The sequence below is a fragment of the Streptomyces cavernicola genome, assembly GCF_029968035.1.
GTDB classification, from domain to species: Bacteria; Actinomycetota; Actinomycetes; order Streptomycetales; family Streptomycetaceae; genus Streptomyces; species Streptomyces cavernicola.
In genome coordinates this window covers 52,534-73,115 of sequence record NZ_JASCIQ010000038.1, presented here as the reverse complement: position 1 = coordinate 73,115, position 20,582 = coordinate 52,534, and the positions used below count along the sequence as shown (strand labels likewise).

Below are 20,582 nucleotides of genomic sequence, written 5' to 3'. Positions count from 1 at the left end.
CACCGGGGCGGGAGCTCGCTGAACCATGCCCACACACATGAAGTGCCGCCGCAAAACCCTGCCCGTACTGGCTCTCTTGGCGCTGCTCGCCACTGGAGGATGCATGACCGACAGCGGAAAGAACGCCCCCCTCCCCGTGAAGAGCCAGTCGAGGGCCGAGTACGAGGTACGCGCGCTGATCGACCTGCTGGCCGCCGAGATCGGTTCCGAGGTCGACACCGAGACCGTTGACAAGAACTTCCGCGAATGCAGGGGCAAGCAGGGCGAGGAGGCCAGCGACGGGCGGTTCGACCTCGGCTATTCGGTTGCCGTTCCGCACCCGCGCGCGGAGTACAACTCAGGGCTGCAAAGGCTCCGAAAGAAGCTAGAGGCCAAGGGCTACAAGGTCACCGACTACCGCGAGGGCGACTGGCGGAACATCCTGCTGTACGCGAAGGGCGGTGACTCCAACTACTTCGTTTCCGTTGGCGCATCGAAGCCTCCCTACGACGAGATGGTCGTCTACGTCACCACACCCTGCTTCCTCCCGCCCGGCGTCGAGCAGGAGCAGGTCTCCGCCCCGCTCCCGCACCCCCAGCGCGATGCCACTCCTGCCGCACCGGTCATCGCCGCACCGGCCCCGACACCTTCTCGACAGCCGGACTCAGGCGAACACCCCACGCTCGTCCGTCACTTCGGCTGAGCGACGGCAAGCAGGGGAAAGGGGGCGGAGGGGCGAGCCGCCCCTCCGCGACGCGCCCTCACCGCCCCCGCAACTCCCTCTTCACCACCTTGCCGCTCGCGTTCCGCGGCAGCGCAGAGACGAACTCCACCGCCCTCGGCACCTTGTAGTTGGCCATTTCCCGCCGCGACCAGGCGATCAGGTCGTCCGCTGTCGCGACCGCGCCGGGGCGGCGGACGACGTAGGCCTTGCCGACCTCGCCGAGGCGGGAGTCCGGTACGCCGACGACCGCCACGTCGGCCACGTCCGGGTGGAGGCCGAGGAGTTGCTCTATCTCCGCCGGGTACGCGTTGAAGCCGCCGACGATGAACATGTCCTTGATGCGGTCGGTGATGCGGAGGTTGCCCGCCGCGTCGAGTACGCCCACGTCGCCCGTGCGGAGCCAGCCGTCCGGGGTGATGGACTTCTTCGTCTCCTGCGGGTCCTCGAAGTAGCCGCTCATCACGTTGTGGCCGCGGACCAGGACCTCGCCGGGGCGGCCCGCCGGCAGCGGGTCACCCGCCGGGGAGACCACCCGTACCTCCGTGTCGGGGATCGCGCGGCCCGAGGTCTCGGCGATGACCTCCGCCGTGTCTCCCCTGCGGCACATGGTGACGATGCCGCTGGCCTCGGAGAGCCCGTACGCCGTGAGGACCGTGCCGATGTGGAGTTCCTGGCGCAGGCGCTCGACGAGTTGCAGCGGGACTACCGCCGCGCCCGTGACCACCAGCCTCAGGGCGCTCAGGTCGTGCTGGGCGCGCGCCGGGTGGTCCAGGAGCGACTGGTGCAGGGTCGGCGGGCCGGGCAGGACCGAGATGCGTTCCGCGGCGATGTTGGCGAGGACCGTGTCCACGTTGAACACCGGCTGCGGCACCATCGTCGCGCCGCGCATCAGGCAGGCGATGATGCCCGCCTTGTAGCCGAAGGTGTGGAAGAACGGGTTCACGATCAGGTAGCGGTCGCCTTCGCGGAGGCCCGCGAGCTCGCTCCAGACGTCGTAGCAGCGGAGCGTCTGCGCGTGCGTGATCACCGCGCCCTTGGGGCGGCCCGTGGTGCCCGAGGTGAAGATGATGTCCGAGGGGGACGACGCGTCCACCGCCCCTGCCCGTTCGGCGACCTCGGCCGCGCTCACCTCCGCGCCGCTCGCCAGGAAGTCCTTCCACGTACGGAAGTTCTGCGGGGCGTCGTCGGCGAGGACCACGACCTGCTCCAGGTGCGGAAGCCCCGGCAGCGGACCGGCCCCCGTCCCCTCGGCGGTCGCGCGCCGCAGCGAGGCCACGTACGAGGTGCCGAGGAACGTGCCCGTCACGAACAGCAGCTTCGCGCGCGAGCGGGCCAGTACGTACGCGGCCTCCGTGCCCTTGAAGCGGGTGTTGAGCGGGACCAGGACCGCGCCGGCCGTGACCGCGCCGAGGGCGGAGACGATCCAGTCGAGGGTGTTGGGCGCCCAGACCGCGACCCGGTCGCCGGGCTGCACGCCGTTGGCCATGCAGGCCGCCGCGGCGTGCTCGACGCGTTCGCCGAGCTCGGCGTAGCTGATCCGGGTGCGGCCCTCGACCACCGCCTCGCGCTCCCCGTACCGCCGGGCCGCCGCCCGCACCAGCTCCGGGACGGTGCCCCACTCCAGATCCCCGCGCATCTCAGGGTCCCCGTGCATCGCAAGCCTCCAAGGGAAGTAGCGGCAGACTCGTAGCTGACTATCCGTCAGATTAGCTGTAGCCTTCCCGGCTGTCAGTACGTGACGCGGTCGTGCACAGGCAAGTCGAGGCAAAGCAAACGCAAGGCAACTCAAGGCACCGCAACGCCCGGAGGTGATGATGGCGTCGTCGACCCTGAAGGACGCTACAGCGATAGTCGGGATAGGCCAGACCCCCTTCGCGAAGCAACTGCCGGAATCCGAGAAGACCTTGGCGGCGCGCGCGATCGTCGCCGCGCTCGACGACGCCGGGATCGCCCCGTCCGAGGTGGACGCCTTCGCCTCGTACACGATGGAGGAGACCGACGAGGTCGAGATAGCCAAGGCCGTCGGCGCCGGCGACGTCACCTTCTTCAGCAAGGTCGGGTACGGGGGCGGCGGCTCCTGCGCCACGATCGCGCACCTCGCCGCGGCCGTCGCGACCGGCCAGGCCAATGTGGGCGTCGCCTGGCGCTCCCGCAAACGCGGCTCGGGCCCGCGCCCGTGGAAGAACACCGCCGTCCAACTGCCCACGCCCGCCCAGTGGACCCGCCCCTTCGGCCTGCTTCGGCCCGCCGACGAGATCGGCATGCTGGCCCGCCGCTACATGCACGAGTACGGCGCCACCCGCGACCACCTGTTCAACGTCGCCCTGGCCTGCCGCAACCGGGCCAACCAGAACCCGGGCGCGATGATGTACGAGCGGCCGCTGACCCGCGAGATGTACATGACGGCCCGCTGGATCAGCGAGCCCCTCTGCCTCTTCGACAACTGCCTGGAGACGGACGGCGCGCTCGCCTGCGTCATCGTCTCCGCCGAGCGCGCCCGGGACTGCCGGCAGAGACCGGTGTACGTGCACTCCGTCGCGCAGGGCCTGCCCGCCCAGCACCACGGGATGGTCAACTACTGGAACGACGACCCGCTCACCGGCCCGGCCTGGACCGCCGCCCGACACCTGTGGAAGCAGGCCGACTTCGGCCCGCAGGACGTGGACGTCGCCCAGATCTACGACGCGTTCACACCCCTCATCCCCCTCTCCCTGGAGGGCTACGGCTTCTGCGGGCGCGGCGAGGGCGGCGCGTTCACCGAGGGCGGGGCCCTGGAGATCGGCGGGCGGCTGCCCCTGAACACCGGCGGCGGCGGCCTCAGCGAGGCGTACGTGCACGGCTTCAACCTGATCAACGAGGGCGTGAAGCAACTCCGCGGCACCAGCACCGCCCAAGTCCCGGACGCGGCAACGTGCTTGGTGACAGCGGGAGAGGGCGTCCCGACGTCGGCGGTACTCCTGAAGTCCTGATCAGGGCGCGCCCCGTGCTGCTTTCAGGGGTGCGGGACTGTGACATTTACGGCTGCGCCGCGGGGCGCGACAAGCCACGACGAGACCCGCAGACGGCAAAGGACAGGACATGGCAGACGCGACCCGCACGAGCGAACTCCTCCAACCGCACGTGGACGACGACGGCAAACCCTTCTGGGAGTACGCCCGCGCAGGCGAACTCCGCGTACAGGCCTGCGCGAACAAGGCTTGCGGGGAACTGCGGTTCCCCCCAAGACCCTGCTGCCCCCACTGCCAGTCCTTCGACAGCGAATGGCGCCGCATGAGCGGCAAGGGCCGCATCTGGTCGTACGTACTCCCCCACCCCCCACTGCTCCCGGCGTACGCCGAGTTCGCCCCGTACAACGCGATCGTCGTGGAGTTGGCGGACGCGCCGCGCATCAGGCTGGTCGGGAACCTGGTGAGCGAGGCGGGGGCCCCGCCGAACTCCGTGGACCCGGCGCGGCTGAAGATCGGGGCGCGGGTGCAGGTCGTCTTCGCCGAGGTCGGCGGCCAGGTGCTGCCGCAGTGGGTTCTGGAGCGGCCGTGAGCGCCCCCGGACTGCGGGTGGAGCGGGACGAGGAAGCCGGCGTCGCCGTCGTCACCCTGGACCGGCCGCACCGGCACAACGCGATCGACCTCGACACGGCGGCCCGACTCACCGCCGCCTGGCGGGAGTTCAGGTTCGACGACGCGGTGCGGGCGGTCGTCGTGACCGGCGCGGGCGACAAGGCGTTCTGCACCGGCATCGACCGCAGCGCCGAGGTGCCGCAGCCGTCGTCCCCGTACGCGATCGACGATCCGCTGGTCGCGATCGGGCCGAAGGCCAACGACCTGTGGAAGCCGGTGATCGCCGCGGTCAACGGGATGGCCTGCGGCGGCGCGTTCTATCTGCTCGGCGAGGCGGAGTTCCTGGTGGCCGACGAGCACGCCACGTTCTTCGACCCGCACACCACGTACGGGATGGTCAGCGCGTACGAGTCGATCGCGATGGCGCAGCGGATGCCGTTCGGCGAGGTGGCGCGGATGTCGCTGCTCGGCACGGCCGAGCGGCTGTCGGCGGCGCGGGCCCACCAGATCGGGCTGGTGAGCGAAGTGACCCCGCAGGGAGGGACGTTGGCGGCCGCGCTCGACTGCGCGCGGATCGTCGCCGGCTATCCGCCGGGCGCCGTGGAGGGCACCGTACGGGCGGTGTGGGCGGCGAAGGAGGCGGCGCGCACGCAGGCTCTCGCGCACGCGCCGCACCTCATCGCCCTGGGCAACCTGCCGCCGGAGCAGCAGGCGGGCCTGTTCGGGAAGCGGGCCGGGGACTTCCGGATCCGTTGAGCCGGGAACCCGACGGCCTGCTCAACTTCCTCAGCTGGACGGCCACTTGGTGACGGAGCTGGCCTCGCAGCGGCCCTCCAGCGCGGACACGTCGTCCGCGTAGAAGCCGACGTCCTCGGTGCCCTCGAAGGGCGTGCCGACGGCCACGTCGTCCTGGGTGAAGAAGGCGGAGGGGACGTCTTCGCCGTTGCTGGCGGTGAAGTTGAGGTTGCCGGTGTAGTCCGCCGAGCCACTGGCGTCACCGTTGGTGATGGTGAACTTCCAGGTGATCCTGCCGTGGGTGGTGCTCAGCGCCTCGATCACGCAGTCGGTGATGCGGATGTCCGACTCGGCCGGGGTGGTGGGGCCGGCGGTCGGGGTGCTGCCGTAGTCGCCGGTGGACGACTGGTAGTCGTCATCGTCGTCGTGGTCGGTGCCGCCCGAGCTGTAGCCGCCGGACGAGCTGGAGCTGGACGAGGACGAGCTGTGGTCGTCGCAGCCGCCGCCGCTGCCGCCGCGCCGGGCTCCGGTCAGGGCGACCACGACCACGGCGGCCACCGCCACGGCACGTACGTGACGCATCTTCATTGTTGTTCTCCCCCTCAGCCCGCGGTGCGGGTGGCGTCGTGCAGCTTGCAGGTGATCTGGGTGAGGTCGTCGCCGGCCTCGGCAACGTACGCAGCCGACGTGTCCAGGGTGTCGGTGCTGCCGCCGGTGACGAACGGGATCGACGGGTTCGCGGTACGCAGCAGCTCGCCGCTGGGGCCGGTGAAGGTGACCTTGTACGTGTAGTCGTACGTCTGGTCCGAGTTGTTGGTGACCCGGACCCGGGCCGTGACGCCGAGCGCCTCGGTGTATTTGCAGGACTCGATCTTCAGGTCCTTGATGGCCTTGTCCCGGCCACCGCCGGAGACGCCGCCGCTGCTGACGGAACCGCTGGATCCGCTCGATCCGCCCGAACCGCTCACGCCGCCGGAGCTGTCGTCCTTGCCGACATCGTCGTGGCCGCCGCTCGTGCTGGACCCGCCACTGCTCGAACTGCCGCTGCCGCCCGAGGAGTTGTCGCAGCCGCCGCCGTGCGAGCCGCGCGCGCCGGTCAGCGCGACCAGCGCGACGGCACAGACGGCGACGGCACGGGCATGACGAAGCTTCACTTGCCGTTCCCCCGAAGTGTGTGTGTACGCGGCGCACCGAAGGCGCGCTCAGAACCGCCCGTTCCTGACGGGCGCACGTCACCTTAGCAGTGGCACTTACACAGTCTTTATACGGCCGTTCGGGGGCTCACGGCGCCCTGGAAGCCCGTCCGTTACAAGGCTGTTGAACGCCGCTCGCCGTGCCGTGCGCGGCTGTTGCGGGGCGGTCCGCGCGGGCTTCGTCGCCGCATGGCGACGCGCGCCTACCGGGCGTAGCGTCGGGACCGAGAGCCCCCTTGTGTGGCTGGGAGGTCACCCGAAGATGCGCACGCTGCGTAACGTGCTCGGTGCGATCCTCGCTCTCGCCGGAGCGACGGCCGCCGTCTGGAGCCCCTTCCGTATCTGGTACGACGGCCGTCACGGGCGCGACTACCGCATCGGGGAACTCTTCACCGGTACGGGGGTCACGGAGGCCAGGGCCGAGCTGTTCGGCTCGCTGTTCCTGCCGTTCGCGTTCGCGGCCCTGGTCACCCTCGTCGGCGTCGTCCTCCGCTCGCGGCTCCTGGTGGCCGCGGCCGGTGTGATCGTGCTCGGCTTCACCGTGCTGTGGATGGTCCGCGTCGGCCAGGCCGAGGGCTCCCTGGCGGTCGACGGGAGCAACGGCGGCCTCGGCGCGGGCGCGGGGAACGCCCTGGTGGGCGGGGTGGCGCTGCTGCTCGCCGCGCTCCTGATGGCAGGCCGACGCGGCAGGCGCGGCCGGGGCGGCAGGCGCGCGGAACCCGCGCCCCGGCACGGCCCGTACCCAGAATCGGGCCCGCACGAGCCCGACCCGTACGACACCCGCCCTCAGGACACCCGCGCGCAGGACACCGACCCCTACGGCCCCGGAGGCCCGGACCCGCGAGCCCCCGACCCGTACGGCGAGACCGCTCCGTACCCCCGGCCGGAGAGTCCGCCGCCCACACCGCCGGGCGGGCCTGGCGGGTCGGCCGGGCCTGGCGGGTCGGCCGGGCCTAGCGGGAGGAACCCGTCCCCTTGACCGCGTCCAGGGCGTACACGCAGCGGTCCTTGCTGCAGGCGTAGACGACGCCCGCGTCGGCGACCGGCGAGCCGGTGATCTCGCCACCGGTGGCGAGCTTCCAGCGGAGCTGACCGCCCACCGCGTCCAGGGTGTAGAGGCAGTGGTCGGCGGAGCCGAAGTGGATCCGCCCGTCGGCGGCGACCGGGGAGCCGACGACCTCGCCGCCCGCCTGGAAGCGCCACTTGGGCGTGCCCGTGACCGCGTCCAGGGTGTAGAGCCCGTTGCCGCTGCCCACGTGGACGTGGCCGCCGGTGACCAGGACCGGCTCGACGGAGGAGCGGGCCTCGGTCGCGATGCGCCAGCGGTCACGGCCGTCGGAGGCGTCCACCGCGTACACCGTGCCGAGGTAGTCGGCGAGGTACACGCCGCCGCCGGTCACCGCGGGGCCGGGCGCGAAGGCCGGCGGGGAGAGGAACACCGCCGGGGCCTCGAAGCGCCAGGGCACGTGCCCGCCGTCGATGTCGATCGCCAACACCCTTGTCCCGGCGGCGACATACACGAAGCCGTCCTCGGCGGGCGTGATCCGCACCGGCACCCCGCCGCAGGACGCGGCGTCGCCGACCGGGTACGACCAGCGCTCGACGCCGGTGCGGGCCTCCAGGGCGCGCAGCCGGGCGTCCTGCCACACGAAGACCGTGCCGTCGTGGATGACCGGCCCGGCCTCCGGGGTCTCGAAGTCGGTCTGGACTCCGGTGATCTCCCACAGCTTCTCGCCGTTGGCGGCCTCCACGGCCTGCACGCCGCCGCCGCGGGTCGCGGTGACGACGGTGCCGCGGTCGGCGCGCAGCGCGTACACCCAGGCGTCGGACCGGCTGCGCCACAGGTCGGTGCCGTCGGTCGCGTCGAGCGCGTACAGGGTCGGGCCGTCGGAGGCGTGGATGCGGCCGTCGGCGACGGCCATCGACCAGGCCACGTCCCGGGTCTTGAACTGCCGCCGCCCGCTGGACACATCGAGGGCGTGCACCTCGAACGAGGTGACGTAGACCCGGTCGCCCGCCACGTGCGGGGTGCCCCACACGTCGTTGGACATCCGGAACCGCCAGGGCCGCCAGGGCGCATCCGGCTGGTGCTGCTGCGGCACCTCGGGCGCGCGGTGCGTGCCGCCCGCGTGGCCGGTGCGGGCCGGGTCGGCCTGGTCGGTCGCGGCGGCGCCGGGGCCGCGCACCCAGGACCCGGCGAGCCCGTCGGCGGGCGAGGGCAGCGGGGCGGCGGCGCGGGCGTCGGCGACCCGGGGCCCGGGGCCGATCGGCACGGCCGCGCCGGGCAGCCGCACGGGGCCGGAGTCGGGGCGGCCGGGCGTCCGCACGGTGCCCGGGGCCTGCAGCTCCCAGTCGTCCTCCTGCGAGAAGGCCGGTCCCGGCGGGCTCATCTCGGCAGGCGCCGCGACCGCGGGCGCACGCGAGGGCGGCGGCGGTACGGGAGCGGGCGCGGGCGGGACCGGCGCGGCGCCGCGGCCCGCGCTGCGCCCGGAGCCGGACCCGGCGGGCTTGACCGGCGGGCGGCCGCCCCTGCGGCTCTCGATCAGGGCGACGGCGCGCTCGGGCAGCCAGGCCGAGGCCGTGCCGGAGTCGTCGGAGCCGGAGGAGAACAGGTGCGGGGCGAGCTGGGCCTGCAGGTCGGCGGGCGAGGGCCGCAGCGCGGCCTCCATGTTCATGCAGGTCTCGATCAGCGGCCGCAGCTCCTCGGGCAGCCCCTCCAGGTCGGGCCCCTCGCGCAGCAGCATGAACACCGTCTCGACGGGGTTGGCGCCGTGGAACGGCGCGTGCCCGGTCGCGGCGAAGGCGAGCGTGGAGCCGAGCGAGAAGATGTCGCTCGCGCCGGTCACGCTGCGGGAGTCCTTGGCCTGCTCCGGCGACATGTACGCGGGCGTGCCCACGGCCACGTTCGTCATGGTCAGGCGGGTGTTGGAGACGCCAGACGCGATGCCGAAGTCGATCACGCGCGGCCCGTCCTCGACGACGAGGACGTTGGACGGCTTCAGGTCGCGGTGGACCAGGCCCGCGCCGTGGATGGACTGCAGCGCCTCGGCGACGCCCGCCGCCAGCCAGCGCACCGCCTGGGCCGGCAGCGGCCCGCACTCGTTCACTATCTCCTCGAGCGAGGGCGCCGGGACGTACGCGGTGGCGAGCCAGGGCACCGCCGCGCGCGGGTCGGCGTCCACCACGGCCGCCGTGTAGAAGCCGGACACCGCGCGGGCCGCCTCCACCTCGCGCGTGAAGCGGACGCGGAACAGCTGGTCCTCGGCGAGCTCCGTCCTGACCGTCTTGATCGCGACCCTGCGGCCGGAGGCCGAGCGCGCGAGATAGACGAGCCCCATGCCGCCGGCACCGAGCCGGCCAAGCACCTCGAACGGCCCGATCCGCCTCGGATCGTGCTGCGTCAGCTGCTCCACCACTTGCCTGCCACCTCCCCGTACGAGACCGCGACGTATCGCTTGTGCGTCGCATGAGCCGCGTACGAACCGACCGAGCGTGCAAACCGCTTCCGGTCAGCGTCTCACCAAGGAGCCGCGGCGGCGGCACGCACCCCGATTCTTCCGGTACTGGGCGATGGTTGCGAACCAGAGGGCGAATCGGGATGCCTCGCTCATTCAAGGAGATATCCGGTCATTTCCCTTCACCTTCGCTGCCGGTACGTGACAGTAACCGGGCCGTTCGAGGACCGTTTCCCGCGCCTGCTTCCTACGCCTCGGGGTCCTGCAGTACGGCGAAGACAGCGCCCTGATCGTCCACGACGACGGCCATCCGCCCGTACGGGATGTCGAACGGCTCGGCGCGCAGCCGGCCGCCGAGGCGTCTGGCCGCGGCGGCGACGGCGTCACAGTCCGTGACGTTGAAATAGACCAGGAAATGGGCGGGCATCTCGGCCGGGAACTGTCCGGTGACCAGGGAGCGGCCGCCGATCGCGGTGTCCGGGCCCGGCGGGGAGCCGACCGGCGACCAGGTGCGGAACTGGTCGCCAGCGTCGGCCAGATCCGCGCCGCCGTACCCGAAGACCGCCTCGTAAAAAGGGTCGACGAGCGCCTTGTCCCTCGAATACACCTCGGTCCAGCAGAAGGAGTCCGGCTCGCCGCGCTTCTCGAAGCCGGGGCGCGTGCCGCCCTGCCAGAGGCCGAAGACGGCGCCCTCCGGGTCGGCGGCCAGCGCGACGGTGCCGAACGGCCCGACCGGCGTCGGCTCCGTGACGACCTGCCCGCCCTCGGCCCTGATCCGGCGGGCGAGGGCGTACGCGTCCGGGGTCGCGAAGTACACGTTCCACACCGTCGGCATGCGGCCGTCCCGCTTGGGCGCGAGAGCCGCCACCGCACGGCCCTCGCTGTACGCCTGCGCGTACCGTCCCTGCTCCGGGCTCGTGCTGTCCTCGAAGGTCCAGTCGAAGAGCGCGCCGTAGAACCGCTTGCCGGCCTCGACGTCGGGCAGCTGCGCGTCGACCCAGCAGGGGACGCCCTCCGCGAAACCGGCCACCGGGGTGTCTGCCATGAGCCCGCCCTTTCTCGGGAGCTTTCCCCCTCAACGTAAGACTGTGTCCAGATACGGGCGAGCCCACACAGAGGGGCTGCGGCGGGGCCTTCCCGACCATCCGCCCCATTTGCAGTCGGCCGAATCGCGCTCCGATCACCCCTCGGTAAGCTGACGGCATGACAGGACAAGTACGCACCGTCGACGGCCGTGTTGCCGGACGACGCGGTCAGGCGACGCGGCAGAAGTTGCTCGACTGCCTCAGCGAGATGCTCAGTTCTTCGCCGTACCGGGACGTCAAGGTCATCGATGTCGCCCGTAAGGCCGGGACTTCGCCCGCGACCTTCTACCAGTACTTCCCGGACGTCGAGGGCGCCGTCCTGGAGATCGCCGAGCAAATGGCCGCCGAGGGCGCGGGGTTGACGGATGTGCTCGCCGAGCGGTCCTGGGTCGGCAAGTCCGGCTGGCTGGCGGCGCAGGAGCTGGTCGACGGCTTCCTGGACTTCTGGCGCAAGAACGACGCGATCCTGCGCGTGGTGGATCTCGGCGCGGCCGAGGGCGACAAGCGCTTCTACAAGATCAGGATGAAGATCCTGAACTCCGTCACCAACTCCCTTACGGACACGGTCAAGGACCTGCAGTCCAAGGGCAAGGTCGACAAGGACGTCAGCCCCGCGGCGATGGCCGGCTCGCTCGTCGCGATGCTCGCGGCGGTCGCCTCGCACCAGAAGGGCTTTCAGAGCTGGGGCGTCAAGCAGGCCGAACTCAAGCCGAATCTGGCGCTGTTGGTGCATCTGGGCATCACCGGCAAGAAGCCCACGAAGTAGCCGCAGGGGTTTCCCCCTGCCCACCCATCCTGTCAAGAAGGCGACGGGCCGTCCTCCAACGGCCCGTCGCCTTCGGCGTTCTCCCGGCTGTCGTTCGACTCCCGCGCCGTCGTGGCTGGCCGCGCAGTTCCCCGCGCCCCTAAAAAACCGGGGCTTCACCCCGAGCCCGGTCCGGCGTTCGGCTTCCACGCCATCGTGGCTGATCGCGCAGTTCCCCGCGCCCCTGACGGGGCACTCGACTTGGCCCCATCCCGCATCCGAGGGGCGGGGCAAATTCAGCCCCTCCGGCGTTTGAGGAGCGGGGGTTCCGGGGGCCGGCCCCCGAGCGGGGTCCAGGGGCGCAGCCCCGGGCAGGGGCGCGGGGAACTGCGCGACCAGCCACGACGGGGCCGCACCCGAACAACAACCGGGGAACGGGGCGCAGCCCCGAAGCGGGGTCCGGGGGCGGCAGCCCCGGGCAGGGGCCGGGGCTGCCGCCCCCGGGGAGCGGGGGCCCGGGGGCGCAGCCCCCGAGCTGTCCGCTGAGGGCTTTCGGGAAGGGGTGGGGTGGGGAAAAAAATCAGGTGGGGCGGCGCTCCAGGCGGAAGAGGCGGATCTCTCGGTCCACCCGCGCCTGGTACGTCGCGTACGGGGGCCAGAACCGCAACGCCTCCGCCCACGCCCGCGCCCGCTCGTCGCCCGCCAACAGCCGGGCCCTGACCGGGATTTCCTCGCCCTTCCAGCTGATCGACACCTCCGGGTGCGCCAGGAGGTTCGCCGTCCAGGCGGGGTGGCCGGGGCGGCCGAAGTTGGAGCCGATGAGCAGCCACGTACCGGCGGACTTCTCCGGCATGCACGCCAGTGGCGTACGGCGTTCGAGGCCGCTCTTCGCGCCGCGCGCGGTGAGCACGACGCCGGGCAGCATCTGCGAGCTGAGCAGCACCTTCCCGCGAGTGAGCCGGTGCACCGCACGGTCCATGGCGGGGATGAAGCGGGGCGCGACCTTCGCGAAGGCGCGGGTCGACGAGACCTTCTGCACGAGCCGGGTTCCGACGGACATCAGACCGCCACCTCCGCGCCGAAGAGCCCCGCCCGTTCCGCCGCCTGCTCGCGGAGCCGGTGCACGGGCCCGAAGAGCAGCTCGTCGCCCGCGGCCCGCTTGAAGTAGCGGTGCGCGGCGTCCTCCCAGGTCGAGCCGTCGCCGCCGCCGTCACCGCCGGACAGCTGGACGGCCTCGGTCGACGCGGCACGCAGCGCCTCCAGCGCCTGGGCGAGGGCGAGCGCACCGCCCCGCCGGGCCCCGTCGGCGGCCGCGCCCTCACCCAGCGCCGCGTAGTACGCCGCGGAGCGGGCCGCCTGGACGGTCACGTACACGTCCGCGAGCCGGTTCCTGGCCGCCCGGAAGGAGCCCGCGCGCCCGGACCGCTCGCGCTCGCGCGTCTGCTCGACCGTTCTGGCGAGTGCCGCCTCGGCCGCGCCCGCGGCCTCCGCCGCGAGGACGGCGGCCGCGGCGTCGCCGGTCGCGGCGAGGGCATCGGCCACCGCCGGCGCGTCGTCGACGCCCAGCAACTCGGCCTGCGCATCCCGCAGTTCGACGCGGGCCTGCGGTCGGGTCTCGTCAAGCACGGTCCGCCGTACGGCGACGACTCCGGGGGCGTCGGCGCGTACGAGGAACAGCAGGGTGCGGGAGCGGGCGAAGCCGCCGGTGTGGGCGGCGACGACGAGCAGGTCGGCGCTGTGCCCGTCGAGGACCTGCTCGGCCTGCCCGTAGAGCCGCCAGCCCTCGCTGCCGGAGCCGGCCTGGACGCCGCCGGCGCGGCCGCCGCCCGCCCAGTCGCCGGTGCCGTCCCCGGCGAGGCCGAGCGCGGTGGCCAGGGAGGCGCCGGGCAGGGCGAGGGCGGCGGTGGTGCGGCCCGCGGCGAGGTCGGGCAGGTGGGTGCGGCGCTGCTCCTCGGTGCCGAGGCGGGCGATGAGCGGGGCGGCGAGCACGGCACTGGCGAGCAGGGGGCTCGGCGCGAGGGCGCGCCCCATCTCCTCACCGGCCAGGGCGAGTTCGGTGGTCGTGCCCCCGGCCCCGCCGAATTCCTCGGGGACGGCGAGGCCGGGCAGGGCGAGCTGCTCGGCGAGGGTCTGCCAGAGCGCGGTGTCGTACCCCTGGGGTGTGCGGGCCGCGGCCGCGGCCTCGTCCGGGCCGCAGCGCTTGGCGACGAGTTCGCGCAGGGCGCGCCGGATCTCGTCCTGCTCCGCGGTGAAGGCGGCGTCCATCGGCAGGCTCCTCCCCTCGGAGGCGGGTACGGTACCGACCTCCGATCTGACGGGCCGTCATGTTAGGGCGGCGACTGCCAGATGCACAGAGGTCGGAGCCCTGCTACCCCGAGCCATATCTGATGTACCGTCAGATCTATGTCCTCAGCCTCCACTCCACGCAAGGTCGCCGTCGCCGGCATCGCGCTCTCGGACTGCGGCAAGGTCGACGACGCCACCCCTTACGCCCTGCACGCCCAGGCGGCCCGCCGCGCCCTCGCCAACTCGGGGCTCGACCGCGGCGTCATCGACGGCTTCGCCTCGGCCGGGCTCGGCACGCTCGCGCCCGTCGAGGTCGCCGAGTATCTGGGCCTGAAGCCGACCTGGGTCGACTCCACCTCCGTCGGCGGCTCCACCTGGGAAGTCATGGCCGCGCACGCCGCCGAGGCCATCGCCGCCGGGCACGCGCGCGCCGTGCTGCTCGTCTACGGCTCCACCGCCCGCGCCGACATCAAGGCGAAGCGCCGCACCTCCAATCTGTCCTTCGGCGCGCGCGGCCCGCTCCAGTTCGAGGTCCCGTACGGGCACACGCTGATCTCCAAGTACGCGATGGCCGCGCGCCGCCACATGCACGAATACGGCACGACCATCGAGCAGTTGGCAGAGGTCGCCGTGCAGGCGCGGGCCAACGCGGCGCACAATCCCGACGCGATGTTCCGCGAGCCGATCACCGTGGACGACGTCCTGGCGGGGCCGATGATCGCGGACCCGTTCACGAAGCTGCACTGCTGCATACGGAGCGACGGGGGCGCGGCGGTCCTCCTGGTCGCCGAGGACCTGGTTCAGGACTGCGCCAAGTCCCCTGTCTGGGTCCTTGGTTCGGGCGAGCACGTCTCGCACACCACGATGTCCGAGTGGGACGACTTCACGGTCTCCCCGGCGGCGGTGAGCGGGCGGCTCGCCTTCGAGCGGGCGGGCGTACGGCCCGACGAGATCGACGTCGCGGAGATCTACGACGCCTTCACGTACATGACCCTCGTGACCTTGGAGGACCTCGGCTTCTGCGCCAAGGGCGAGGGCGGCGCGTTCGTGGAGAAGGGGCGGCTGCTGCGGGACGGGGAGCTGCCGGTGAACACCGACGGCGGCGGGCTCTCGGCCCAACACCCGGGCATGCGCGGCTTGTTCCTCCTGGTGGAGGCGGTACGGCAGCTGCGCGGCGAGGCGGGTGAGGGCCAGGTCCGCAAGCCGGACGGCAGCCTTCCGGCGCTTGCGGTGGCTTCGGGCACGGGGGGTTGGTTCTGCTCCTCTGGGACGGTGGTGCTGGGGCGGTAGGAGGTCTGTCCGCCGGGGCGCTCGGAATTCGCTGGACACCCGTCGGGGCGATCGCCGAGCATCCGCGGATGGCAGACGAAACCACCCCTCGGCCCCGGAAGCGTGTCCGCCTGGCCGAGCTGTCCGGCGGCGCGATGTCGGCCCTGCTCGACGGGGACCTGGCCGGAGCCGCCCGGATCGCCGGGGTCCCCCTGACCGAGTACTTCATGACCGACCCGGCCCGCTGGCTGTGGCGGTTCCGGCTCGACCAGATGGCCGCCGACCCCGGCGGTGCGCGGTGGATGGTGCGGCAGGCGGTCGTCGGCGACGAAGGCCTGGTCGTCGGGCACGCCGGGTTCCATGGGCCGCCCGACGCGGCGGGCATGGTCGAGGTCGGCTACTCCGTCGCCCCCGACTTCCGCCGCCGGGGGTACGCCCGCGCCACGCTGGCCGAGCTGCTGCGCCGCGCGGCAGCCGAACCCGAGGTCACGACCGTGCGGGCGGCGATCGCCCCCGACAACGCGGCCTCCCTGGCCACGATCGCGGGCTTCGGCTTCGTCGAGGTCGGAGAGCAGTGGGACGAGGAGGACGGCCTGGAACTCGTCTTCGAGGTCCCTGCCCGCCGGGGCTGAGGGCGGCCGAGGCCGGGGTCGGGTGGGTCGGATTTTTTTGTGTCTCAGTGTGACATCAAAAAATCGGGGTGCTTCTGGGCTGGGGGGGGTGGGGTCAGATCGCGAACTGGGCGACGTACTCGGCGAACGGCTCGATGCCGGATGCCGCGCGGAGTTCGTCCATACGCTCCGGCTCCTCGCAGGGCCACGGAACCGGCGCCCCCTCCCGCACGCCGGCGATCTGCGTGCCGTAGACCTGCTTGCGGCCCTCGTTGACCAGCGTCCGGTCCCGCAGAAAGGCCAGCTCGCGCGGTCCCGCCGCGCCCGCCGAGACGGCCTGCTCCATCAGCCGCAGAGCCCACCGCTGCACGTCGAGCTGCCGGTCGGCGTGCTGGGCGATCAGCCACGCCCCGCGCGCGGCCTCCTCGCCGACCGACTCCGCCGTCGGCCAGCCGTACTCGGCCATGACCTCGGCCAGCCGGTCGCCGTGCCGCACGGTCAGCCGCCGCCACTCCAACTGCTCGGCCGGGTCGTCACTGTTCGCCAGGACGGAGGCCCGGTGGTCGGCCGCGGCCATGTCGATGAGTTCCGCCGCCAGCGCGGCAACGTCGTGGGCCATGCCCAACTCCCTGCTTGCGTCGTTGTGTTGTGCCCGTCGACGGCAACCCTAGAGCCGCAAGTCGGGCATAAAGATCATTCCGAAGAACGGTGACAGGCGGCTCTCGGAGCCTGGACAATGGACTTACGCCCCCAGAGATCGTGGTTCGGTTCGAACGGGGTGCGACCCTGACCCGATTCGGTCGCCATGGGGAGCCGATGGCTCAGTTCCGCTCCTGCCGGAGCGCGGCCGCGAGAGCGCGTGCGGTGGAGGCGTTGCAGCGCCCCAACTCGACGAGGGGCACGGCGAGTTCGCCGCCGTACGACAGGGGATCGAGCCCCAATGAGGGCAAGGTGATGCCCACCTTCGAGAGCGCCGCGGCCAGTTCGTCCCGCGCGGCTTCGGCATCCGCAAGTCCGGGCGCACTCACAGCACTTCACCCCGACTCCGGGAATTGGCCCGAGCGTTCTCGGCCCGCAACCGCTCCCCCGGCTCGGCCGGCTGCACATCCCCGGGATCGACATCCCACTCCCGCCCGCCCCGCGGAGGCCGCAGATACCAGCGCCCACTGCAGACACCCCGGAATTCACCGAGTCGATCCCGCCGGATATCCCATAAAAGCACACCGATTTCCGGGGTACTCATGTGGTCCGCACACATAGTTCTGCCTCTCTGTAGTGATTCCGCTACCGAGGGCTTCAGACTGGCCTAGGGTCAGGCGTGTCTTCAACGTTCCTTACTGGAAAGCACATTGGAACATCAAAAAGTTGATCCCCGACGCGAACCCGGCCGCGGCCTGCGGAGCCCGCCTGCGCAAGTCACGCGAGGCGCGCGGCTGGAAGCAGGACGAACTCGCAGCGCAGATCGGCTACTCGGGCAGACACATATCCGCCGTCGAAACTGGTCTGAAGCCGCCAACTCTGCGGTTTTCGCGCAGCATCGACTCCGTCTTCGGCTACACGGGCACCCCGGAATCCTTCGAACGCGCGTGGAGCGAACTCAGGAACGGGACACTTCTTGAGGGCTTTCCTGAGTACGTCGGCTACGAAGGAAGAGCGGTCGAGCTCCGGCTGTACGACATTGGGGTCGTCCCTGGCCTTTTGCAGACGCCGGAGTACACGGGTGTCCTGACGAACTGCGTCGCGCAACGGGGTTCCATCTCACCCGAGCAAGCCGCCGAGCGGATCGCGTTCCTCGCAGAGCGTCAAGCCGCACTGGAGCGGGCTCGCCCACCGATGGTGATGGTGGTGATGGACGAGAGCTGCATCCGCAGGTGGGTCGGCGGCGACGAGGTCATGGACGCACAGCTTGAGCGGCTGGTCGAATTCGCGGACAGACCGAACACCATGCTTCAGATCGCCCCGTTCAACATAGGTGAGCGTCGTCCGTTCACACTGCCGGTCAACCTGCTGACCCTGGCCGACCGGTCCGTCATGTGCTATGCGGAATCTCAGACGCAGGGCCACTTCGATCGCGAACTTACTTCCGTAGTGCCCATGCTGACGGCCTACCATCAACTTCAGGCCGTAGCGCTCTCTCAAGCGGAGTCCGTGGCCATGATCAACCAGTTGAGAAAGGGCACCCCGTGACGACCGAATCCCCCCGCTGGTTCAAGTCCTCGTACAGCGAAAACGGCGGCAACTGCGTGGAGGTCGCCACCAACCTCGCCCCCGCACACGGCGTGGTCCCCGTCCGTGACAGCAAGGCCCCGACCGGCCCCACCCTCACCCTCACCACCGACGCCTTCACCGCCTTCGTGACCGGCGTCAAAACCGCGCAGTTCTGAGGGGCTCGGGGAGAACCCGCCTTCGGCGGAGGTGTGGGCGGCGCCCACACCCTGCCGATCCGGTACCGGTACGAGCCGGGCGGCGAGCTGTGGGTACGGCGAGAATCACCGTATGAACGAAGCGAGCACCGAAGCCGGCCGCCAGGCCTTCGACACCCTGCTCAGGTCCCAGCGCGTCTGGGACGTCGACCTGCCGGGCTTCGACCCGGAGTCCGCGCCCGCCGAGCCCACGGGGCTGTTCCACGCGTGGTTCGCCGACGCCTGCGCCGCCGGGCAGCCCGAGCCGCACACCATGCAGCTCGCCACGGTCGACGCGGACGGGCTGCCCGACGTCCGCACGCTGATGCTGCACGGCGCGGCCGACGGGGCCTGGCACTTCGCCTCGCACTCCGGCAGCCGCAAGGGCCGCCAGCTCGCCGCCCGGCCGCGGGCGGCCCTGCACTTCTACTGGGCGGCGCTCGGCCGCCAGGTCCGCGTCCGCGGCACGGTGACGGCGGCCCCGCCCGCCGAGGCCAGTGCCGACCTGCACGCCCGCTCCATCGGCGCACTCGCCGCGGCCCTCGTCGGCCGGCAGAGCGAACCCCTGGACTCCCTGGCCGAGTTGGCGGCCGCGTCGACGGCCGCCTGGGAACGGGCCGGACGCGAGCCGGACGCCGAAGCGCCCACCTGGACGCTCTACGAACTGGCCGCCGACGAGGTCGAGTTCTTCCAGGGCGACGCCCGCCGCCGGCACGTACGACTGCGGTACGAGCGGCAGGGCGACCGCTGGGTGACGGGACTGCTCTGGCCTTGAGAGGCGTGCCGGCCGGGAAGCCCCTCCGCCACGGGGCCTCGCCCTACCTGTCCGAGGCGAGCCGCCCGTGCAGATGGGCGTCCTGGAACGTGCCGTCCGCGTTGCGGTGGGCGTCGCGGAGCGTGCCCTCGTAGGCGAATCCGCAGCGCTCGGCGACACGGCAGGAGGCGGTGTTGCCGAGCGCGTGGTCGAGGGCGAGGCGGTGCAGGCCGAGGACGAAGGCCCAGTCGGTGACGAGGGCGAGCCCGCGGGACGCGACGCCGCGGCCGCGAGCCTCGGGCAGCACCCAGTAGCCGACGGCGGCCGAACGGTTCGGCCAGTACGGGGACTTCAGGCTGACGTGGCCGAGGACCGTGCCGTCCGCCGCGTCCGTGACGCAGAACCCGCCCTCCGTGCCCGCCTCCCACTGCCGGGCCCGCTCACGCAGCGCGAGGCGGGCCGTGCCGAGGTCGTCGATGTGCCGCGCCGGGTTGTTCCAGCGCCGGAACTCGGGGTCGGCGACCCCCTTCAGATAGGCCGCCACATCGTCGGCGGAGCTCGGGTCCCAGGGGCGCAGGCGCAGCCCCGCGCCACGGAGTTCGGTGCGGTCCAGGCGGTTCGTCACCCGGCCATTCAACCGCGCGGCCGGAACACGGGCACCACCGTTTCTCCCTCGGTACGGAAGGTCACCTCAAGGTCCATGCCGACCCGCAGCCGCTCCTCGGGGCAGTCCACGACCTCGGTCATCATGCGGGGGCCCTCGGCGAGGTCGACCACGGCGGCCACGTAGGGGGTGCGGGAGCCGAAGAGCGGCAGGTCGTTGCGGTGCACGACGGACCAGGTGTAGAGCGTGGCGGCGCCCTCGGCCTCGACCCAGCGCACGTCGGTGTCGTTCCAGCAGTGCGGGCAGAACTCGCGCGGGTAGTGGTGGCTGCGTCCGCACGCCCCGCAGTGCCGGAGCAGCAGCTTCCGCTCGGCGGCCGCGTCCCAGTAGGCCTGCGTGAACGCGTCGGGCTCGGGGAGGTCGAAGCGGGGGGCGGACGGCTTGGCGGCGGGCGCGCCGGAAGGCGCGGAGGTCGGCGTCACAGGAAGATTCCCATCGCGGAGTCGAGTGACCAGGTCTGCCAGGACATGCCGAGGAGGGCGACGAAGGAGATCAGCGCCATCATCGCGTTCTGCCCCTGCTCGGCCCAGTCGTGGATCATCAGGACGAGGTAGAGCAGGTTGAGCAGCAGCCCGCCGACGAGGGCGATCGGCGTGAGGACGCCGAGGATCAGGCCGAGCCCGAGGGCGAGTTCGGCGTACACGACGACGTACGCCATGACCTTGGGGCGGGGCGCGACGACCGCCTCGAAGCCGCTCTTCACGGCCCCCCACTTGTGCTTGCCCGCGACGTCGGCGGCCCAGGCGATGCCCGTACCGCGCTCGAACCAGCCCTTCTTGTCCTTGTGCCGCCAGCTCTCCAGCCACCACAGGCCGAGCCCGATGCGGAGCACGGCGAGCCATTCGGCGCCGCTGATCCAGATCGTCTGCATGTCCCGTCCCCTCATCCGTTTCTGACGGTACGTCAGTTCGGTGGTTCAGTTCTACGGTCGGCGGCAGTGGTGCGCAAGGGGCGGGCCGGGCCGGTCACCGCACGGGGCTCCGCCCCGGACCCCGCTCCCCAAGCGCCGGAGGGGCTGGCTTTTGCGGGGTGAGGCGGGATCAGCCCGGCAGGGGCCGGCTTTTCAGGGGCGCGGGGAACTGCGCTAGCGGCCACGGCGGCGCGGCAGCCGAACGACGGCCGG

At 71.9% G+C, this 20,582-nt stretch carries 23 protein-coding genes; 11 read left to right on the top strand and 12 right to left on the bottom strand.

Features of this window, described 5'->3' with window-relative positions; genetic code table 11:
* Positions 1–103: 103 nt before the first annotated feature.
* Positions 104–682, top strand: coding sequence for a hypothetical protein (locus QIS96_RS29510; protein WP_282545844.1), 579 nt, complete (start codon positions 104–106; stop codon positions 680–682).
* Positions 683–740: 58 nt separating this feature from the next.
* Here the strand turns inward: QIS96_RS29510 and QIS96_RS29505 are convergent, their stop codons facing one another.
* On the bottom strand, positions 741–2,357 hold the full coding sequence (locus QIS96_RS29505) for a FadD3 family acyl-CoA ligase (protein WP_282545843.1): 1,617 nt from the start codon (positions 2,355–2,357) through the stop codon (positions 741–743).
* Between the two features lie 160 nt (positions 2,358–2,517).
* Between QIS96_RS29505 and QIS96_RS29500 the strand changes: the two genes are divergently transcribed.
* From QIS96_RS29500 to QIS96_RS29490, 3 genes are all read left to right on the top strand, one after another.
* Positions 2,518–3,672 (top strand): lipid-transfer protein, encoded by a 1,155-nt coding sequence (locus QIS96_RS29500; protein WP_282545842.1) that lies wholly within the window; start codon positions 2,518–2,520, stop codon positions 3,670–3,672.
* 109 nt (positions 3,673–3,781) lie between these two features.
* Positions 3,782–4,240 carry a Zn-ribbon domain-containing OB-fold protein gene (locus tag QIS96_RS29495; protein WP_282545841.1) on the top strand — a complete coding sequence of 153 codons (459 nt, stop codon included), beginning with the start codon at positions 3,782–3,784 and terminating at the stop codon, positions 4,238–4,240.
* Entirely contained in the window at positions 4,237–5,016 is a 780-nt protein-coding gene (locus QIS96_RS29490) for an enoyl-CoA hydratase/isomerase family protein (protein WP_282545840.1), read from the top strand. Before QIS96_RS29495 ends, QIS96_RS29490 begins: the two co-directional genes overlap by 4 nt.
* Before the next feature lie 30 nt (positions 5,017–5,046).
* On the opposite strand, the gene QIS96_RS29485 is transcribed toward QIS96_RS29490, so the two are convergent.
* Together QIS96_RS29485 and QIS96_RS29480 are read right to left on the bottom strand one after the other, a co-directional pair.
* Positions 5,047–5,583: a hypothetical protein gene (locus QIS96_RS29485; protein ID WP_282545839.1), complete on the bottom strand. Its 537-nt coding sequence runs from the start codon at positions 5,581–5,583 to the stop codon at positions 5,047–5,049.
* Positions 5,584–5,597: 14 nt separating this feature from the next.
* Positions 5,598–6,149 carry a hypothetical protein gene (locus tag QIS96_RS29480; RefSeq protein WP_282545838.1) on the bottom strand — a complete coding sequence of 184 codons (552 nt, stop codon included), beginning with the start codon at positions 6,147–6,149 and terminating at the stop codon, positions 5,598–5,600.
* Between the two features lie 301 nt (positions 6,150–6,450).
* On the opposite strand from QIS96_RS29480, the gene QIS96_RS29475 reads away from it, so the two are divergent.
* A complete protein-coding gene (locus QIS96_RS29475; protein WP_282545837.1) occupies positions 6,451–7,167 on the top strand; it encodes a hypothetical protein in 717 nt (238 codons plus the stop codon).
* On the opposite strand, the gene QIS96_RS29470 is transcribed toward QIS96_RS29475, so the two are convergent.
* A complete protein-coding gene (locus QIS96_RS29470) occupies positions 7,142–9,604 on the bottom strand; it encodes an outer membrane protein assembly factor BamB family protein (RefSeq protein ID WP_282545836.1) in 2,463 nt (820 codons plus the stop codon). The two genes, QIS96_RS29475 and QIS96_RS29470, sit on opposite strands and share 26 nt — an antisense overlap.
* A 286-nt stretch (positions 9,605–9,890) precedes the next feature.
* Entirely contained in the window at positions 9,891–10,673 is a 783-nt protein-coding gene (locus tag QIS96_RS29465) for a VOC family protein (RefSeq protein WP_282545863.1), read from the bottom strand.
* Positions 10,674–10,846: 173 nt separating this feature from the next.
* On the opposite strand from QIS96_RS29465, the gene QIS96_RS29460 reads away from it, so the two are divergent.
* Entirely contained in the window at positions 10,847–11,494 is a 648-nt protein-coding gene (locus QIS96_RS29460; protein WP_282545835.1) for a TetR family transcriptional regulator, read from the top strand.
* Positions 11,495–12,053: 559 nt separating this feature from the next.
* Here the strand turns inward: QIS96_RS29460 and QIS96_RS29455 are convergent.
* Both QIS96_RS29455 and QIS96_RS29450 read right to left on the bottom strand, forming a co-directional pair.
* Positions 12,054–12,533: a nitroreductase family deazaflavin-dependent oxidoreductase gene (locus QIS96_RS29455; protein ID WP_282545834.1), complete on the bottom strand. Its 480-nt coding sequence runs from the start codon at positions 12,531–12,533 to the stop codon at positions 12,054–12,056.
* On the bottom strand, positions 12,533–13,738 hold the full coding sequence (locus QIS96_RS29450; RefSeq protein WP_282545833.1) for an acyl-CoA dehydrogenase family protein: 1,206 nt from the start codon (positions 13,736–13,738) through the stop codon (positions 12,533–12,535). Before QIS96_RS29450 ends, QIS96_RS29455 begins: the two co-directional genes overlap by 1 nt.
* 138 nt (positions 13,739–13,876) lie before the next feature.
* On the opposite strand from QIS96_RS29450, the gene QIS96_RS29445 reads away from it, so the two are divergent.
* Both QIS96_RS29445 and QIS96_RS29440 read left to right on the top strand, forming a co-directional pair.
* A complete protein-coding gene (locus QIS96_RS29445) occupies positions 13,877–15,049 on the top strand; it encodes a thiolase C-terminal domain-containing protein (protein ID WP_282545832.1) in 1,173 nt (390 codons plus the stop codon).
* Between the two features lie 68 nt (positions 15,050–15,117).
* Positions 15,118–15,660 (top strand): GNAT family N-acetyltransferase, encoded by a 543-nt coding sequence (locus QIS96_RS29440; RefSeq protein WP_282545831.1) that lies wholly within the window; start codon positions 15,118–15,120, stop codon positions 15,658–15,660.
* A 94-nt stretch (positions 15,661–15,754) separates the two neighbouring features.
* On the opposite strand, the gene QIS96_RS29435 is transcribed toward QIS96_RS29440, so the two are convergent.
* On the bottom strand, positions 15,755–16,258 hold the full coding sequence (locus tag QIS96_RS29435; protein WP_282545830.1) for a DUF6624 domain-containing protein: 504 nt from the start codon (positions 16,256–16,258) through the stop codon (positions 15,755–15,757).
* Between the two features lie 202 nt (positions 16,259–16,460).
* Positions 16,461–16,667: a hypothetical protein gene (locus QIS96_RS29430; RefSeq protein WP_282545829.1), complete on the bottom strand. Its 207-nt coding sequence runs from the start codon at positions 16,665–16,667 to the stop codon at positions 16,461–16,463.
* 337 nt (positions 16,668–17,004) lie between these two features.
* On the opposite strand from QIS96_RS29430, the gene QIS96_RS29420 reads away from it, so the two are divergent.
* The 3 genes from QIS96_RS29420 (at position 17,005) to QIS96_RS29410 (ending at position 18,816) form a co-directional block, all read left to right on the top strand.
* Entirely contained in the window at positions 17,005–17,826 is an 822-nt protein-coding gene (locus tag QIS96_RS29420; protein ID WP_282545827.1) for a helix-turn-helix domain-containing protein, read from the top strand.
* Complete coding sequence (locus tag QIS96_RS29415; RefSeq protein ID WP_282545826.1) at positions 17,823–18,023, top strand: DUF397 domain-containing protein; 201 nt, start codon at positions 17,823–17,825, stop codon at positions 18,021–18,023. Before QIS96_RS29420 ends, QIS96_RS29415 begins: the two co-directional genes overlap by 4 nt.
* 112 nt (positions 18,024–18,135) lie before the next feature.
* Positions 18,136–18,816, top strand: a complete 681-nt coding sequence (locus QIS96_RS29410) for a pyridoxine/pyridoxamine 5'-phosphate oxidase (RefSeq protein ID WP_282545825.1) — start codon at positions 18,136–18,138, stop codon at positions 18,814–18,816.
* Between the two features lie 43 nt (positions 18,817–18,859).
* On the opposite strand, the gene QIS96_RS29405 is transcribed toward QIS96_RS29410, so the two are convergent.
* From QIS96_RS29405 to QIS96_RS29395, 3 genes are read right to left on the bottom strand one after another with little or no spacing between them, the layout of a single operon-like run.
* On the bottom strand, positions 18,860–19,420 hold the full coding sequence (locus QIS96_RS29405; RefSeq protein WP_282545824.1) for a GNAT family N-acetyltransferase: 561 nt from the start codon (positions 19,418–19,420) through the stop codon (positions 18,860–18,862).
* Positions 19,421–19,428: 8 nt separating this feature from the next.
* Entirely contained in the window at positions 19,429–19,881 is a 453-nt protein-coding gene (locus QIS96_RS29400; protein WP_282545823.1) for a Zn-ribbon domain-containing OB-fold protein, read from the bottom strand.
* Positions 19,878–20,330: a DoxX family membrane protein gene (locus QIS96_RS29395; RefSeq protein WP_282545822.1), complete on the bottom strand. Its 453-nt coding sequence runs from the start codon at positions 20,328–20,330 to the stop codon at positions 19,878–19,880. Before QIS96_RS29395 ends, QIS96_RS29400 begins: the two co-directional genes overlap by 4 nt.
* Positions 20,331–20,582: the final 252 nt, after the last annotated feature.

Bases quoted from the DNA above. Each gene is read 5' to 3' on its own strand.
- QIS96_RS29510 (WP_282545844.1), top strand. From the start codon at position 104: ATGACCGACAGCGGAAAGAACGCCCCCCTCCCCGTGAAGAGCCAGTCG.
- QIS96_RS29475 (WP_282545837.1), top strand. From the start codon at position 6,451: ATGCGCACGCTGCGTAACGTGCTCGGTGCGATCCTCGCTCTCGCCGGA.
- QIS96_RS29435 (WP_282545830.1), bottom strand. From the start codon at position 16,258: ATGGCCCACGACGTTGCCGCGCTGGCGGCGGAACTCATCGACATGGCC.
- QIS96_RS29445 (WP_282545832.1), top strand. From the start codon at position 13,877: ATGTCCTCAGCCTCCACTCCACGCAAGGTCGCCGTCGCCGGCATCGCG.
- QIS96_RS29485 (WP_282545839.1), bottom strand. From the start codon at position 5,583: ATGAAGATGCGTCACGTACGTGCCGTGGCGGTGGCCGCCGTGGTCGTG.
- QIS96_RS29450 (WP_282545833.1), bottom strand. From the start codon at position 13,738: ATGGACGCCGCCTTCACCGCGGAGCAGGACGAGATCCGGCGCGCCCTG.
- QIS96_RS29440 (WP_282545831.1), top strand. From the start codon at position 15,118: ATGGCAGACGAAACCACCCCTCGGCCCCGGAAGCGTGTCCGCCTGGCC.
- QIS96_RS29505 (WP_282545843.1), bottom strand. From the start codon at position 2,357: ATGCACGGGGACCCTGAGATGCGCGGGGATCTGGAGTGGGGCACCGTC.
- QIS96_RS29500 (WP_282545842.1), top strand. From the start codon at position 2,518: ATGGCGTCGTCGACCCTGAAGGACGCTACAGCGATAGTCGGGATAGGC.
- QIS96_RS29460 (WP_282545835.1), top strand. From the start codon at position 10,847: ATGACAGGACAAGTACGCACCGTCGACGGCCGTGTTGCCGGACGACGC.
- QIS96_RS29455 (WP_282545834.1), bottom strand. From the start codon at position 12,533: ATGTCCGTCGGAACCCGGCTCGTGCAGAAGGTCTCGTCGACCCGCGCC.
- QIS96_RS29495 (WP_282545841.1), top strand. From the start codon at position 3,782: ATGGCAGACGCGACCCGCACGAGCGAACTCCTCCAACCGCACGTGGAC.
- QIS96_RS29395 (WP_282545822.1), bottom strand. From the start codon at position 20,330: ATGCAGACGATCTGGATCAGCGGCGCCGAATGGCTCGCCGTGCTCCGC.
- QIS96_RS29410 (WP_282545825.1), top strand. From the start codon at position 18,136: ATGAACGAAGCGAGCACCGAAGCCGGCCGCCAGGCCTTCGACACCCTG.